The sequence below is a fragment of the Pseudomonas sp. Irchel s3h17 genome (assembly GCF_900187505.1).
In the GTDB taxonomy this organism is placed as follows: domain Bacteria; phylum Pseudomonadota; class Gammaproteobacteria; order Pseudomonadales; family Pseudomonadaceae; genus Aquipseudomonas.
The window spans coordinates 271455-285394 of sequence record NZ_FYDL01000002.1; the positions used below are offsets into that span (position 1 = coordinate 271455).

13 protein-coding genes are annotated in these 13940 nt (G+C 60.9%); 4 read left to right on the plus strand and 9 right to left on the minus strand.

Annotation, left to right across the window (positions count from 1 at the left end):
• The first annotated feature begins 51 nt into the window (after nucleotides 1-51).
• Complete coding sequence (locus CKW25_RS03280) at nucleotides 52-2898, plus strand: valine--tRNA ligase (protein WP_095077642.1); 2847 nt, start codon at nucleotides 52-54, stop codon at nucleotides 2896-2898.
• A 466-nt stretch (nucleotides 2899-3364) separates the two neighbouring features.
• Complete coding sequence (rlmF, locus tag CKW25_RS03285; RefSeq protein ID WP_095077644.1) at nucleotides 3365-4387, plus strand: 23S rRNA (adenine(1618)-N(6))-methyltransferase RlmF; 1023 nt, start codon at nucleotides 3365-3367, stop codon at nucleotides 4385-4387.
• A 102-nt stretch (nucleotides 4388-4489) separates the two neighbouring features.
• Here the strand turns inward: rlmF and CKW25_RS03290 are convergent, their stop codons facing one another.
• Nucleotides 4490-4771, minus strand: a complete 282-nt coding sequence (locus CKW25_RS03290; RefSeq protein WP_007905514.1) for an HU family DNA-binding protein — start codon at nucleotides 4769-4771, stop codon at nucleotides 4490-4492.
• Between the two features lie 396 nt (nucleotides 4772-5167).
• Here CKW25_RS03290 and yejK point away from each other — a divergent pair, with 396 nt between their 5' ends.
• Nucleotides 5168-6172: a nucleoid-associated protein YejK gene (gene yejK, locus CKW25_RS03295; protein ID WP_095077646.1), complete on the plus strand. Its 1005-nt coding sequence runs from the start codon at nucleotides 5168-5170 to the stop codon at nucleotides 6170-6172.
• A complete protein-coding gene (locus tag CKW25_RS03300; RefSeq protein ID WP_095077648.1) occupies nucleotides 6172-6522 on the plus strand; it encodes a glutaredoxin family protein in 351 nt (116 codons plus the stop codon). Before yejK ends, CKW25_RS03300 begins: the two co-directional genes overlap by 1 nt.
• 218 nt (nucleotides 6523-6740) lie before the next feature.
• On the opposite strand, the gene CKW25_RS03305 is transcribed toward CKW25_RS03300, so the two are convergent.
• The 8 genes from CKW25_RS03305 to CKW25_RS03340 form a co-directional block, all read right to left on the minus strand.
• A complete protein-coding gene (locus tag CKW25_RS03305) occupies nucleotides 6741-7676 on the minus strand; it encodes a glutathione S-transferase family protein (protein ID WP_095077650.1) in 936 nt (311 codons plus the stop codon).
• An 87-nt stretch (nucleotides 7677-7763) separates the two neighbouring features.
• Entirely contained in the window at nucleotides 7764-8084 is a 321-nt protein-coding gene (locus CKW25_RS03310) for a GIY-YIG nuclease family protein (RefSeq protein ID WP_095077652.1), read from the minus strand.
• 42 nt (nucleotides 8085-8126) lie between these two features.
• A complete protein-coding gene (locus CKW25_RS03315; protein WP_095077653.1) occupies nucleotides 8127-8597 on the minus strand; it encodes a nuclear transport factor 2 family protein in 471 nt (156 codons plus the stop codon).
• A gap of 99 nt (nucleotides 8598-8696) precedes the next feature.
• Nucleotides 8697-10013, minus strand: coding sequence for a CynX/NimT family MFS transporter (locus CKW25_RS03320; protein WP_095077655.1), 1317 nt, complete (start codon nucleotides 10011-10013; stop codon nucleotides 8697-8699).
• A complete protein-coding gene (locus CKW25_RS03325; protein WP_095077657.1) occupies nucleotides 10003-10662 on the minus strand; it encodes a FadR/GntR family transcriptional regulator in 660 nt (219 codons plus the stop codon). The genes CKW25_RS03320 and CKW25_RS03325 overlap by 11 nt, the downstream gene beginning before the upstream one ends.
• Nucleotides 10663-10817: 155 nt before the next feature.
• Nucleotides 10818-11582 carry an amino acid ABC transporter ATP-binding protein gene (locus CKW25_RS03330; RefSeq protein WP_095077659.1) on the minus strand — a complete coding sequence of 255 codons (765 nt, stop codon included), beginning with the start codon at nucleotides 11580-11582 and terminating at the stop codon, nucleotides 10818-10820.
• Between the two features lie 11 nt (nucleotides 11583-11593).
• A complete protein-coding gene (locus tag CKW25_RS03335; RefSeq protein ID WP_095077660.1) occupies nucleotides 11594-12691 on the minus strand; it encodes an amino acid ABC transporter permease in 1098 nt (365 codons plus the stop codon).
• A 10-nt stretch (nucleotides 12692-12701) separates the two neighbouring features.
• Nucleotides 12702-13883 carry an amino acid ABC transporter permease gene (locus CKW25_RS03340; RefSeq protein ID WP_095077661.1) on the minus strand — a complete coding sequence of 394 codons (1182 nt, stop codon included), beginning with the start codon at nucleotides 13881-13883 and terminating at the stop codon, nucleotides 12702-12704.
• Nucleotides 13884-13940: the final 57 nt, after the last annotated feature.

A 13940-nucleotide genomic window follows, 5' to 3' on the forward strand; every position in this document is an offset into this window, starting at 1 on the left:
GCTATACTTGCCGGCTTTTCCTGAATAAATGCCAATAGGGTCCCGCCGCGCATGGATAAGACCTACCAGCCGCACGCCATTGAAACTTCCTGGTACAACACCTGGGAGTCCGAGAACTACTTCGCCCCGCAAGGCGCGGGCGATTCCTACACCATCATGATCCCGCCGCCGAACGTCACTGGCAGCCTGCACATGGGCCATGGCTTCAACAACGCGATCATGGACGCCCTGATCCGTTTCCGCCGCATGCAGGGTCGCAACACCCTGTGGCAACCGGGCACCGACCACGCCGGTATCGCCACGCAAATGCTGGTGGAACGCCAGCTCGAAGCCAAGGGCCAGAACCGCCACGACCTGGGCCGCGAGAAGTTCCTCGAGAAAGTCTGGGAATGGAAAGACGAGTCCGGCGGCAACATCAGCCGTCAGATCCGCCGCCTCGGCTCGTCCGTGGACTGGAGCCGCGAGCGCTTCACCATGGACGACGGCCTGTCGGAAGCGGTTAAAGAAGCGTTCGTACGCCTGCACGAAGACGGCCTGATCTACCGCGGCAAGCGCCTGGTCAACTGGGACACCAAGCTGCACACGGCGATTTCCGACCTCGAAGTGGAAAACCACGACGAGAAAGGCTCCCTGTGGAACCTCAAGTACCCGCTGGCCGACGGCGCCAGGACGGCTGAAGGCAATGACTTCCTGATCGTCGCGACCACCCGTCCGGAAACCATGCTCGGCGACTCCGCCGTGGCCGTTAACCCGAACGATGAGCGCTACAAAGCCCTGATCGGCAAGTTTGTCGACCTGCCACTGGTTGGCCGGCGCATCCCGATCATCGCCGACGATTACTGCGACCCTGAATTCGGCACCGGCTGCGTGAAAATCACCCCGGCCCACGATTTCAACGACTACGAAGTCGGCAAGCGCCACAACCTGCCGCTGCTGAACATCTTCGACAAGAACGCCGCCGTGCTGCCAGCCTGCCAGGTGTTCAACCTCGACGGCACCCTGAACGACACCATCGACGGCAAGATCCCGGCGGAATACGCCGGCCTCGACCGCTTCGAAGCGCGCAAGCAAATCGTCGCCGCGTTCGAAGGCGCGGGCCTGCTGGTCAGCGTCGACGATCACGCCCTGAAAGTACCGAAGGGCGACCGTTCCGGCACCATCATTGAGCCGTGGCTGACCGACCAGTGGTACGTGTCCACCAAGCCGCTGGCAGAGCCGGCCATTGCAGCCGTTGAAGACGGCCGCATCCAGTTCGTGCCAAAACAGTACGAGAACATGTACTTCTCGTGGATGCGCGACATCCAGGACTGGTGCATCAGCCGTCAGCTGTGGTGGGGCCACCGGATCCCGGCCTGGTACGACGAGTCGGGCAAGGTCTATGTCGGCCGCGACGAAGCCGAAGTGCGTGCCAAGCACAACCTGGGCGCCGACGTTGCACTGCAGCAGGACAACGACGTACTCGACACCTGGTTCAGCTCGGGCCTGTGGACCTTCTCCACCCTCGGCTGGCCGCAGCAGACTGAGTTCCTGAAGAAGTTCCACTCCACCGACGTGCTGGTGACCGGCTTCGACATCATTTTCTTCTGGGTTGCCCGGATGATCATGCTCACCATGCACCTGGTGAAAAACGAAGACGGCACACCGCAGGTTCCGTTCAAGACCGTGTATGTGCATGGCCTGGTGCGGGATGGCCTGGGCCAGAAAATGTCCAAGTCCAAGGGCAACGTCCTTGACCCGCTGGACATCATCGACGGTATCGAACTGGAAGCCCTGGTGCAGAAACGCACCTCCGGCATGATGCAGCCGAAACTGGCGAAGAAGATCGAGAAGCAGACCCGCGACGAGTTCGCCGACGGCATCGCCAGCTACGGCACCGACGCCCTGCGCTTCACGTTTTGCTCGCTGGCGTCCACCGGTCGCGACATCAAGTTCGACATGGGCCGCGTCGAAGGCTATCGCAACTTCTGCAACAAGATCTGGAACGCCGCTCGCTACGTGCTGGACAAGGGCGAGGACTGCGGTCAGAACGGCGAAGCCTACGAGCTGTCGCTGGCCGATCGCTGGATCATTTCCCAGCTGCAGCGCACCGAAGCCGAAGTGACCCGTCAACTCGACCAGTTCCGTTTCGACCTGGCCGCACAAGCCTTGTACGAGTTCATCTGGAACCAGTATTGCGACTGGTACCTGGAGCTGTCCAAGCCTGTGCTGTGGGACGAAAACGCACCGGTCGAACGTCAGCGTGGCACCCGCCGCACCCTGGTTCGCGTACTGGAAGTGGCCCTGCGCCTGGCTCACCCGTTCATGCCGTTCATCACCGAAGAAATCTGGCAGCGCCTGGCGCCGCTGGCCGGTATCGAAGGCAAGACCATCATGCTGCAACCTTGGCCGGTGGCCGTTGAAGCACGCATCGATCAAGCCGCCGAAGACGACATCGAATGGCTCAAGGGCCTGATGCTCGGCACGCGCAACATCCGTGGCGAGATGAACATTGGCCCGGGCAAGCCACTGCCACTGTTCCTGAAGAACGTCTCCGCCGAAGACCAGCGTCGCCTCACCGAGAACGAAGCCTTGCTCAAGAAGCTGGCCCGCCTCGAGTCGATCACCGTCCTGGCGGCCGGCGAAGAAGCACCGCTGTCCGCCACCGCTTTGGTCGGCGAGATGGAAGTGCTGGTGCCAATGGCCGGCCTGATCGACAAGAGTGCGGAACTTGCGCGCCTGGACAAGGAAATCCAGCGCCTGCAAGGCGAAGTGCAACGCGTTGGCGGCAAGCTGTCCAATGCCGGCTTCGTGGACAAGGCCCCGGCCGAAGTCATCGAGAAGGAACGCGCCAAACTGGCCGAAGCCGAACAGGCTCTGGGCAAGCTGGCCGAGCAGCATGCGCGGATTGCCAGTCTGTAACGGCAACACGCAATGATAAAGGGAGGCCCATGTGGCTAATGCCGGTCAGTTAAGAGAAATAAAGCCGAACACGAAACCTGTGGCGAGGGAGCTTGCTCCCGCTGGGCTGCGTAGCAGCCCCAAAACAGGGCCGCTTTGCGCCCCAGCGGGAGCAAGCTCCCTCGCCACGGGTACTATGTTCGACTGGTCTTTGGCTTAACTGATCGGCATTAGGCCCATGTGGCCTCCCTTTTTCATGCCCGGTACACTCTCCCCAGCACTACAAGTCCCCTGTGGGAGCGGGCTTGCCCGCGAAACGATTGCACATTCGACATTGATACTGCCTGACACTGCGCCTCCGTCGGAACGCCGCCCGGACCAAGCCCGCGACCACCGTCGAGCATCGTGCTTTTTGCAATTGGGTTCACAACGGCTGAATGTGGGACAATGCCCGCCTCTTTTAGCCATACCCGAATCGATCACATCAATGAACGCCCCCCGCTCCCCCAAACCTGCGCGCAAGAAGCCTGAGTCCGCGACCCCGGCCAAAGCCGTGGCGCCCCGCGAAAAGGCCAGCCTGCACCCGCGCAACCGCCACCAGGGCCGTTACGACTTCCCGGCGCTGATCAAGACCACGCCAGAACTGGCGCAGTTCGTGATCATCAACCCCTATGGCAAAGAGAGCATCGACTTCGCCAGCCCGGATGCGGTGCGGGTGTTCAACCGGGCATTGCTCAAGTCGTTCTATGGCATCGCCCATTGGGACATCCCGGCCGACTACCTCTGCCCACCAGTTCCGGGGCGTGCCGATTACGTGCACTTTCTTGCCGACCTGCTGGCCAGCGTCAACGACGGTGAGATCCCGCGCGGCGCTCCGGTCAAGGTGCTCGACATCGGCATGGGTGCCAACTGCGTCTATCCGTTGATCGGCTACAGTGACTACCGCTGGCACTTCCTCGGCTCGGAAATCGATCCGACCGCCGTGGCTGCCGCCAAAGCCATTGTGCAATCCAACGGCCTCAACAAAGCCATCCAGCTGCGCCAGCAAAGCAATCCCAAGCACATCCTGCTGGGATTGCTGGAACCGGGCGAACGTTTTGACCTGACCATGTGCAACCCGCCGTTCCATGCCTCGATGGACGAGGCGACCAAGGGCAGCGAGCGTAAATGGCGCGCCCTGGGTCGTGCCGATCCGAAACGTAAACTGCCGGTGCTGAACTTTGGCGGGCAGTCTGCCGAGTTGTGGTGTGAAGGCGGTGAAGCGCGGTTCGTGACGCAACTGATCGCCGAAAGCGCGCACTTTCAACACAAGGTGCTGTGGTTCAGTACCCTGGTCTCGAAAGCGTCGAACCTGCCAGCCATCCAGACCGCACTGAAAAAGGCCGGTGTGCTGGAGAGCCAGGTAGTGGAAATGTCCCAGGGGCAAAAGCAGAGCCGCTTTGTCGCCTGGACCTTCCAGACCAAATCCGAGCAGCAGGTCTGGCGCGAGCGCTGGGTTCGCAAAAGCTGAGTCGCGGCTGAAACAGCGGTTGACCCTGGGTCAATCGCTAACTGGCAGACACAAAAAAGCCGTGCCCTGATCGCTCCGCGGCACGGCTTTCTTTTATGTGTCTTACTTGTTAACAGCGTCGGTCAGGCCTTTAGCCACGACCAGCTTGATAACTTTCTTGGCAGCGATTTCGATGGCAGCGCCAGTCGAAGGGTTGCGGCCGGTACGGGCAGGACGCTCGGTCACTTTCAGCTTACCGATACCTGGCAGGGTGATTTCGCCGCCGTTTTCCAGTTGATCAGCAACGATTTGGCCCAGTTGGTCCAGTGCGTTACGCGCGGTGGTTTTTGGCGCGTCGATAGCTTCAGCGATATCGGCGATCAGTTGGTCTTTAGTAAGAGCCATGTAGTGTTCCTTCCCTATCAAATTCATATGGATTGCAGAGTGCAGTGTCAGCCATCGAGCCCGATCTTCTGGATCTGGCACCCTCGGCTACAACACCGACGGGTCGGGGTTATAGATGCCGAAATCAGGGTTTGGTTCGACCTGACAAATGCTGAATGCACGCTTAACGCAGTGACTTCGCGTAAGACGGGGCAAAACTAGCACAGAGACGGGGAAATATCCGCCTCTACCTACCCATTTGGTCAGCTTTATTGCTCTAAATCGGGAAAAAACCGCATAAGCCCGGCCCGACTGGCCTCAACGGCCGTTCAAGCACCGCCAAAACCGGCAGGTGCGGTACACTGGGCACTTTTTCGGGGGAGCACGCCCTCCTCCATTCATTGAGCCGAGAAGCCCATGCCGATCCGTCATTGCATCGTCCACCTGATCGACAAAAAACCCGACGGCACCCCCGCAGTTCTCCACGCCCGCGACTCGGAACTGGCAGAGTCCACCGCCATCGAGAACATGCTCGCCGACCTCAACGAGAGCTACAACGCCAAACAGGGCAAGGCCTGGGGATTTTTCCACGCCGAATCCGGTGCACACCCGTTCAGCGGCTGGCTGAAGGAATACCTTGAGGGCGGCAAGGACTTCACCGCGTTCAGCCGCATTGCAGTGGAACACCTGCAGAAGCTGATGGAGGAGTCCAACCTGTCGACCGGCGGCCACGTGCTGTTCGCCCACTACCAGCAAGGCATGACCGACTACCTGGCCATCGCCCTGCTGCACCACAGCGAAGGCGTGGCCGTGACCGACCAGCTCGACGTGACCCCGTCCCGGCACCTGGACCTGGGCCAGTTGCACCTGGCGGCGCGGATCAATGTCTCCGAGTGGCAGAACAACAAGCAGTCCAGGCAGTACATCTCGTTCATCAAGGGCAAGAACGGGAAAAAGGTGTCGGAGTATTTCCGCGACTTCATCGGCTGCCAGGAAGGCGTCGACGGCCCGGGCGAGACCCGTACCCTGCTCAAGGCCTTCAGTGACTTCGTCGAAAGCGAAGACCTGCCCGAAGACGACGCCCGCGAGAAGACCAAGACCCTGGTCGACTACGCCAGCAGCCAGGCCAAGCTCGGCGAGCCGATGGGCCTGGAGGAGCTGTCCGGACTGATCGACGAAGAACGTCCGAAAGCCTTCTACGATCACATCCGCAACAAGGACTACGGCCTGTCGCCCGAGATTCCGGCAGACAAGCGTACCCTGAACCAGTTCCGCCGCTTCACCGGCCGCGCCGAAGGCCTGTCCATCAGTTTCGAAGCGCACCTGCTGGGTTCGAAGATCGAATACGACGAAGAGGCCGGCACCCTGATCATCAAAGGCCTGCCGACCTCCCTGACCGACCAGCTCAAGCGTCGTAACTGATGCTCGCAGGCGTCCTGAAGAAGTTCCTGCTGATCTTGCTGGTGGTAGTGACCTACCAGAACTGGGGCAAGATCGAGCGGGTATTCAACCCCTCGCAAGGGGTGTCCGCGCAGATCCAGGCCAATGCCAGGGTCACGCTCTATGCCACCGAGTGGTGTGGCTACTGCAAGCTGATCCGGCGCTTTCTCGACCAGAAAGGTATTCCCTACCAGGAATTCGATATCGAAAAGGACGCTGATGCGCGCAAGGCCTATGAAGCATTGGGCGGCCGGGGGATTCCGGTGCTGGACGTGAACGGCACCTTGATTCGCAGGTATGACCCCGAGGCGATCCTTGCAGCACTGAAATAAACCATCAGGCTTGCGCAACTCTGTCTGGACCGGGGACATAGCTACCCCTGTGGCGAGGGACCTTGCTCCCGCTCGAGTGCGCAGCGCTCGTAAACAGGCAAACCGGTTCTGTCAGGCAAAACGCGAATACCGCTTCTACGACAGCTTCGCCCGAGCGCGGACCGGCCGGCGGGAGCAAGCTCCCTCGCTATAAAGGCCCACGCCCGACTCAACGACTGTCAGCAGGCTTCGATGCGGAAACCAAAGCGCGGAAAGTGCACATGCACCAAGCCTGCCCGCTCATCTTCGCGACGCACAATCAATTCTTCGCTACCAGCAAACAGCAGCTCCCCCGAGACCGGGTCAACGCCATAGTCAGTGGCGGCAATCACCACCTGCTGACCCGCCTTGAAGCCGTTTGGCTCAACGAACAGTTCATCCGGCAAGGCCGCCGGTTGTGAATCCCGTGCCACCTGCAGCGCCTCTTCGGCCGTCATCTCGCTGAACGCGCCATGTCCGAAGCCCTGCACCCGACCCAGCCATGCCGATACCGCTGGATAGGCATCGACCAGCGGCGAGGTCACCGGCGTGCCCTTGAGGAACCACAGCGGGTGAGCCATGGCGAAGTCGGCAATCGAAGGCTCGCCAAACAGGTAATCCCCCTCCTCGCGCTGCAACTGCTGCTCAAGACGCGCCATGATCGTCGGCCACTGATGGTTGGCCTGCTCGGCCGACAAGCGAGTGGCACTGCCGCCGCTGAACAACCCGGCACGGTCGGCGACAAACGCCTTGACCGCGTGCGGTGGCAACTTGCCGAAGCGCACCGCGATCGATTCCGGCTGGAACACCAGGCTCACCGCATGCTGGAACACCACCGAGTCAGCCCAGGCAGCGAAGCTGGCGGTGATCATTTCCCGGCCTTCCGGGAAGAACCCCGGCAAGGCCTTTTCCTGCTCGAGACGCCGCGCAATCAGCGCCGTATCGCAATAGACATCCGCGCCTACCTGCAACACCGGGGTCCGGCGATAACCGCCAGTCAGCGCGGTGAGGTCAGGCTTGGGCATCACCGGCGAAATATTGACCGAGCGCCAGGACAGGCCCTTGAAGCCCAGCAACAGGCGCGCCTTTTCCGCGAATGGGGACGCCGGGTAATGATGAAGAATCAACTCGGACATGCTGGTTCCGCCGCTTGTGTGAGGAATCGGCAGCTTAACGCGCAATCGGATAGCAGCCTACCCATCCGCGTGATGGACACTTATCAGTCAGATTGATAAGCCGGCAGCTGCGCTCGCCACCAGGCATTCCTTGGCGCTTTTCCTGAGTTTCTTGATCAGGCGCTCCTGACGCAGCGCTTCGCTTTTGTTGCGGCAGACTTCGGTATAGACCAACTCCACCGCCGGGCTTGAGAGAAAAAACCGCGCACCTTTGCCGCTCTGGTGCTTGGCGAAACGCTTGACCGGATCGTCGCTGATGCCGCAGTACAACGAACCGTTGGCCGCGCGAACAAGGTAGACGAACCAGGGTTTGCCGAGCGCAATCGCTGGCTCATCAGAATGGGAGGAGGTATCGCTCAGGGTGCTCACGTGACGCTCAAGGCTTGCTAAGGAAGACAGGCTGCGATCTTATCAGCGACCGGCCTGGAACGCCTTCAAACCCTTCAAAGCCTGGGCCCGAACGGCGTTGCCCACCAGCGGCGTCCAGCCCAGCAACAGCCCTTTGAAGCCCAGCGCCTGACGTGACCAGCGCCACACGTCGAAATGATCGTGGTGCTCGCAGATCTTGCCGTCACGGAACACAAAACGCGCCTGGATATCGTTGACCACCGTGTTGCCGGTCTGGCTGAACAGGTACGTGGCCACCCAGTGAGCAGTGCCCGTGAGTTCGTCGGCACGCACGCTGTCGAAGGTCAGGGAGAAATCCCTGGCCCGGGTGGTGAGCATCCGCCACATGTCGCCGGCATCGCGCCCGCGCAACTCGCCAAAGGCCGGATCACTGAACACCACGTCCTCGGTGTAGCAGGCGCTCATGGCTTCGGCATCCAGCCGCTGGAAGGCTTGATAGAACTCAGTGATCAAGGCGCGGTTGGCGTCACTCATGGGCAGGCTCCGGACAATCGACAGGTACCTGGACGATAGTCTGCAAACGTCGGGAAAACTACCGGTATTCGCCAGGCAAATACCGGCAGTGCGTCGATCTCATAGCCTTTCGCTTTCAACCTGCACGTACAGCGAGCGACCGGCACCTAGCCCGGCGATGATCGCACCGAGACCTATGACCCCGAAAATCCAGCCCACCGCGGTCCAGCCACCCGTCCAGTCATGCACGATACCGACCGCAAACGGCCCCATGGAGGCCAGGGTGTAACCGAAACCCTGGGCCATGCTCGACAGGTTGGCCGCCACATGGGCATCACGCGAACGCAGCACAATCAAGGTCAGGGCCAGGGCGAACGTGGCGCCCTGCCCCAGACCCAACAGAATCGCCCAGCCCCACAAGCCTTCGATCGGTGCATACAGACAACCAAACAGCCCGCCGAGGGTCATCAACATCACCACCACAATCGCCAGGCGCTGATCCTTGCCACGCGTGGCCAGCCAGGGAGCGGCCAATGAACTGGCCAACTGCACGATCACCGAGCCGGACAGCACCAGCCCGGCCTGGGTGGGCGTCAGGCCACGGCCAATCAGGATCGACGGCAACCAGCCGAACACGATGTAGGCCAGCGACGATTGCAGGCCCATGTACAGGGTCACTTGCCAGGCCAGTGGATCGCGCAGCAAGCCGCGCACCCGATACGCCACGTTGTGCGCGCCCTGTCGGCTGCCGACTTGCGGCAGCCAGAAGATCACCGCGACCAGCGCCGGGATCATCCAGAAGCCAAGACCCAGCGCCCAGCGGTCGCCGAAATGCTCGCTCAAGGGCACCGTTGCACCGGCGGCCATGGCGGCGCCCAGGCACAGGGCCATGGTGTACACCCCGGTCATGGTGCCAGCGTGCTTGGCGAAGTCGCGCTTGACGATGCCCGGCAGCAACACGCCGATCACGCCAATGCTGGCGCCCGCCAGAATGCTGCCGGCAAACAGGCCGATCTCACCGAAGGAACTGCGCAGGACTATCCCCCCCGCCAGGGTCAACAGAATCCCCAGGACCACGCGCTCGGCGCCAAAACGCCGCGCCAGCACCGGCGCCAGCGGGGCAAACAGGCCCAGGCACAGCACCGGCAAGGTGGTGAGCAAACCGGCCTGGGCCGCCGACAATCCAAGGTTCTTCGACACATCGCCAAGCAACGGCGCCATGCTCGACAGCGCCGGGCGCAGATTCAGTGCCACCAGCACCAGCCCCAGCAACAACAGCCACGGGCGACGCAATACCGGATGGCTTTGCTGGACCTGTTCGTCATCGGCCTCGGCATCGATCAGCAGCTCTTCGAGCTCCGTCGCACGTTTGGCCTGGGTCGTGCTGTTGGGGGGCGCCTGCTGGCTGGACATAGGGCTCTCGGTCTCACGGTTCATTGATCAACTGCCGGCAAATGGCTTTGGCCCGCTGCGGGTCGCGCTGCTCGACGGCATCGAGCAGATCGATGTGCAGATCGAACACGGCTTGACGCCTGGGGGTGATGTTCAGGGTCTCGCGCAGTTGTGCGCCGACGATGCTGGAGAAATAGCGGTACAGCTCACTCAGGGTCGGGTTGTGCGCGGCGTCCACCAAACGGCGATGGAACACCATGTCGCACGCGACGTAGCTGTCCAGATCGCCATGGTAGTGACTGCCGCTGACGGCCAGCGCTTCACGCAACGCAATCAGGTCTTCATCGGTACGGCGCAGCGCCGCCAGGCCTATGGCCTCGACTTCCAGGATGTGCCGGGTCTCCCGCGCCTGCTCGTGGGAGCAACGGGACAAGGCTTTCATCGTATCGAGCGGATCGACCACTGCCCGCAGGTAACTGCCGTCGCCCTGGCGGATTTCGATCAGCCCGGAAAACGCCAACACGCGCATGGCTTCGCGCACCGTGTTACGGCTGATGCCCAACTCACTCGCCAGCTCCGGCTCCGTGGGCAGGCGCTGGCCGACGGTCCAGGTGCCGGTATTGATACGCAGGCGCAGCTGTTCAAGGGCCTGATCGACCAGGGAACGCTTAACCAGAGGGAAGGTGTCTGTCATGAAATTCGCCCTTTCATCCAATCATAGGATGAATTTTCCGGCATGTTAGTCAGGTTAATCCGACAGAGCAACGGGTTACCGGGTGGATGGTCAAAAATCGAGGGCAAAAATAAACCCGGAACACTGTCCGGGTTTATTTCATTACCAAGCCTGGATCAATGCAGGATCTGGCTCAGGAACAGCTTGGTGCGCTCGTTCTGCGGATTGTCGAAGAAGTCGTTCGGCGCTGCCTGTTCGACGATTTCGCCCTTGTCCATGAAGATCACGCGGTTGGCCACGGTACGGGCGAAGCCCATCTCGTGGGTCACGCAGAGCATGGTCATGCCGTCTTCGGCCAGGCCGATCATGGTGTCCAGTACCTCTTTCACCATCTCGGGGTCGAGTGCCGAAGTCGGTTCGTCGAACAGCATGATTTTCGGCTTCATGCACAAGGCACGGGCAATCGCCACACGCTGTTGCTGACCGCCGGACAGTTGCCCCGGGTACTTGAGCGCCTGCTCTGGAATGCGTACGCGCTCCAGGTAATGCATGGCAATTTCCTCGGCCTTGCGCTTGGGCATCTTGCGCACCCACATCGGCGCCAGGGTGCAGTTCTGCAAAATGGTCAGGTGCGGGAACAGGTTGAAGTGCTGGAACACCATGCCGACTTCACGGCGAATCGCTTCGATCTGCTTGAGGTCGTTGGTCAGTTCCACGCCATCCACCACGATGCGGCCCTGCTGGTGTTCTTCCAGGCGATTGAGGCAACGGATGGTGGTGGACTTGCCGGAACCCGACGGTCCGCACAGCACGATACGCTCGCCCTGCTTGACGTTGAGGTTGATGTCTTTCAACACGTGGAACTGGCCGTACCACTTGTTGACGCCCTGCATCTGAATAATGCCTTCAGGGCTCACAGGCTGTTTGATCGCTTCACTCATAAACTACGCTCCTAACGCTTGTGGCCTGTGTCCAGCTTGCGTTCCAAATGCATGGAATAGCGGGACATACCAAAACAGAAAATCCAGAACACCAGGGCCGCGAACACGTAGCCTTCAGTGGCCATGCCCAGCCATTTCGGGTCGGCGGCGGCTTGCTTGACGCTGTTGAGCAAGTCGAACAGGCCGATGATGATCACCAGGCTCGTGTCCTTGAACAGCGCAATGAAGGTATTGACGATGCCGGGAATCACCAGCTTCAGGGCTTGCGGCAGAATCACCAGGCCCATGCTGCGCCAGTAACCCAGGCCCATCGCCGCAGCCGCTTCGTACTGACCCTTGGGGATCGCTTGCAGGCCGCCCCGTACCACCTCGGCAACGTAGGCCGACTGGAACAGGATGACCCCGATCAAGGCCCGCAGCAGCTTGTCGAAGTTCATGCCTTCGGGCAGGAACAACGGCAGCATCACCGACGACATGAACAGCACCGTGATCAATGGCACGCCGCGCCAGAACTCGATGAAGGTCACGCAGACCACACGAATCGCCGGCATGTTCGAGCGCCGCCCCAACGCCAACACGATCCCCAGCGGCAAGGCGCCGGCAATCCCGACCGTGGCGATCACCAGGGTCAGCATCAGGCCGCCCCATTGGCTAGTCGCCACGGTGGTGATGCCGAAGATGCCGCCATTCAGCAGGAAGTAGGCAAAGATCGGGTACAGCACCAGGAAGCCCAGGCCGTACACCGCCTTGTGGTGGAAACGCGAGATGAACAGTGGCGCCACGCCGAGTACCGCCAGCCACACGGTCAGGTCAACGCGCCAGCGCAGATCCGTCGGGTAGTAGCCGTACATGAACTGGCCAAAGCGCTGCTGGATGAACACCCAGCAGGCGCCCTCCTTTGTGCAGTCGGCCTGGCTGGTGCCGACCCAGTTGGCGTCAAGGATCGCCCACTGCAGGATCGGCGGGACCACCAGGTAAATCAGGTAGAACGCCAGCAGGGTCAGCAGGGTGTTGAGCCAACTGGAGAACATGTGCTCCCGCATCCACGCCACCACACCGATACTGCGGTTAGGGGCTGGCATGTCAGGTTTGAAAATATGAATGCTCATGCGCGTTTCCTCACCGCTCGATCAGCGCAATGCGCTTGTTGTACCAGTTCATCAGCAGGGAAATGCTGATACTGATCGCCAGGTACACGCTCATGGTGATGGCAATGACTTCGATCGCCTGCCCGGTCTGGTTCAGCACCGTGCCGGCAAACAACGAGACCATTTCCGGATAACCGATACCGGCGGCCAGCGAGGAGTTCTTCGCCAGGTTCAGGTATTGGCTGGTCAGGGGTGGAATGATCACTCGCAGGGCTTGCGGGATGATCACCTTGCGCAGGGTCGGACCGTTGCGCAGCCCCAGCGAGCGGGCCGCCTCGGTCTGCCCGTGGCTGACCGACTTGATCCCGGAACGCACGATCTCGGCGATGAACGCCGCGGTGTACACCGTCAGCGCCAATGTCAGCGCCAGCAGTTCAGGGATCAGTACCCAGCCACCGACGAAGTTGAAACCCTTGAGCTCAGGCATTTCCCAATGCAGCGGTGCGCCGAAGATCAGCATGCACAGTGCAGGGATCACCAGGAACATCGCCAGCCCCACCCAGAATTTGTGGAACGGGACGCCGGTGGCTTCGAAACGCTTGTTGGCCCAGCGGGCCATCAGCACGATGGCGACAATGGCCACGACAATGCTCGCCATAAATGCCCAGAAGCCGTCCGCTGCCAGCGCTGCCGGCATGTTCAGACCGCGACTGCTGACAAAGAAGGTGTCACCGAAGTTGTGGCTGTTGCGTGGCCCTGGCATGGTCAGGAACACCGCGAAGTACCAGAACAGGATTTGCAGCAGTGGTGGAATGTTACGGAAGACTTCCACGTAAACCGTGGCCAGCTTGGCGATGATCCAGTTTGACGACAACCGTGCCACACCGACGATGAATCCGAGGATCGTCGCCAGAATCACACCGATGAAGGTCACCAACAGGGTGTTGAGCAGGCCGATGACAAACACCCGGGCATAGCTGTCCGATTCGGTGTAGTCGATCAGGTGTTGAGCGATGCCGAATCCGGCACTGCGCTCCAGAAAGCTGAAACCGGAGGTAATACCCCGGTGTTCCAGGTTGGTTTGAGTGTTATCGAACAGAAACCAGCCCAGCGAGACCACCGCGACAATCGTGATGATCTGAAATACCCAGGCACGCACTCGTGGATCGCTGAGGCTGAGCCTCTGCTTTGGTGCGCCGATTGAATTTTGCATGAAGTGCCCCGCAAATAATGGAACAGAACATCACCCGGCGGTTGGCCCACCGGGTGA

Bases quoted from the DNA above. Each gene is read 5' to 3' on its own strand.
- CKW25_RS03280 (WP_095077642.1), top strand. From the start codon at position 52: ATGGATAAGACCTACCAGCCGCACGCCATTGAAACTTCCTGGTACAAC.
- rlmF (WP_095077644.1), top strand. From the start codon at position 3,365: ATGAACGCCCCCCGCTCCCCCAAACCTGCGCGCAAGAAGCCTGAGTCC.
- CKW25_RS03290 (WP_007905514.1), bottom strand. From the start codon at position 4,771: ATGGCTCTTACTAAAGACCAACTGATCGCCGATATCGCTGAAGCTATC.
- yejK (WP_095077646.1), top strand. From the start codon at position 5,168: ATGCCGATCCGTCATTGCATCGTCCACCTGATCGACAAAAAACCCGAC.
- CKW25_RS03300 (WP_095077648.1), top strand. From the start codon at position 6,172: ATGCTCGCAGGCGTCCTGAAGAAGTTCCTGCTGATCTTGCTGGTGGTA.
- CKW25_RS03305 (WP_095077650.1), bottom strand. From the start codon at position 7,676: ATGTCCGAGTTGATTCTTCATCATTACCCGGCGTCCCCATTCGCGGAA.
- CKW25_RS03315 (WP_095077653.1), bottom strand. From the start codon at position 8,597: ATGAGTGACGCCAACCGCGCCTTGATCACTGAGTTCTATCAAGCCTTC.
- CKW25_RS03320 (WP_095077655.1), bottom strand. From the start codon at position 10,013: ATGAACCGTGAGACCGAGAGCCCTATGTCCAGCCAGCAGGCGCCCCCC.
- CKW25_RS03325 (WP_095077657.1), bottom strand. From the start codon at position 10,662: ATGACAGACACCTTCCCTCTGGTTAAGCGTTCCCTGGTCGATCAGGCC.
- CKW25_RS03330 (WP_095077659.1), bottom strand. From the start codon at position 11,582: ATGAGTGAAGCGATCAAACAGCCTGTGAGCCCTGAAGGCATTATTCAG.
- CKW25_RS03335 (WP_095077660.1), bottom strand. From the start codon at position 12,691: ATGAGCATTCATATTTTCAAACCTGACATGCCAGCCCCTAACCGCAGT.
- CKW25_RS03340 (WP_095077661.1), bottom strand. From the start codon at position 13,883: ATGCAAAATTCAATCGGCGCACCAAAGCAGAGGCTCAGCCTCAGCGAT.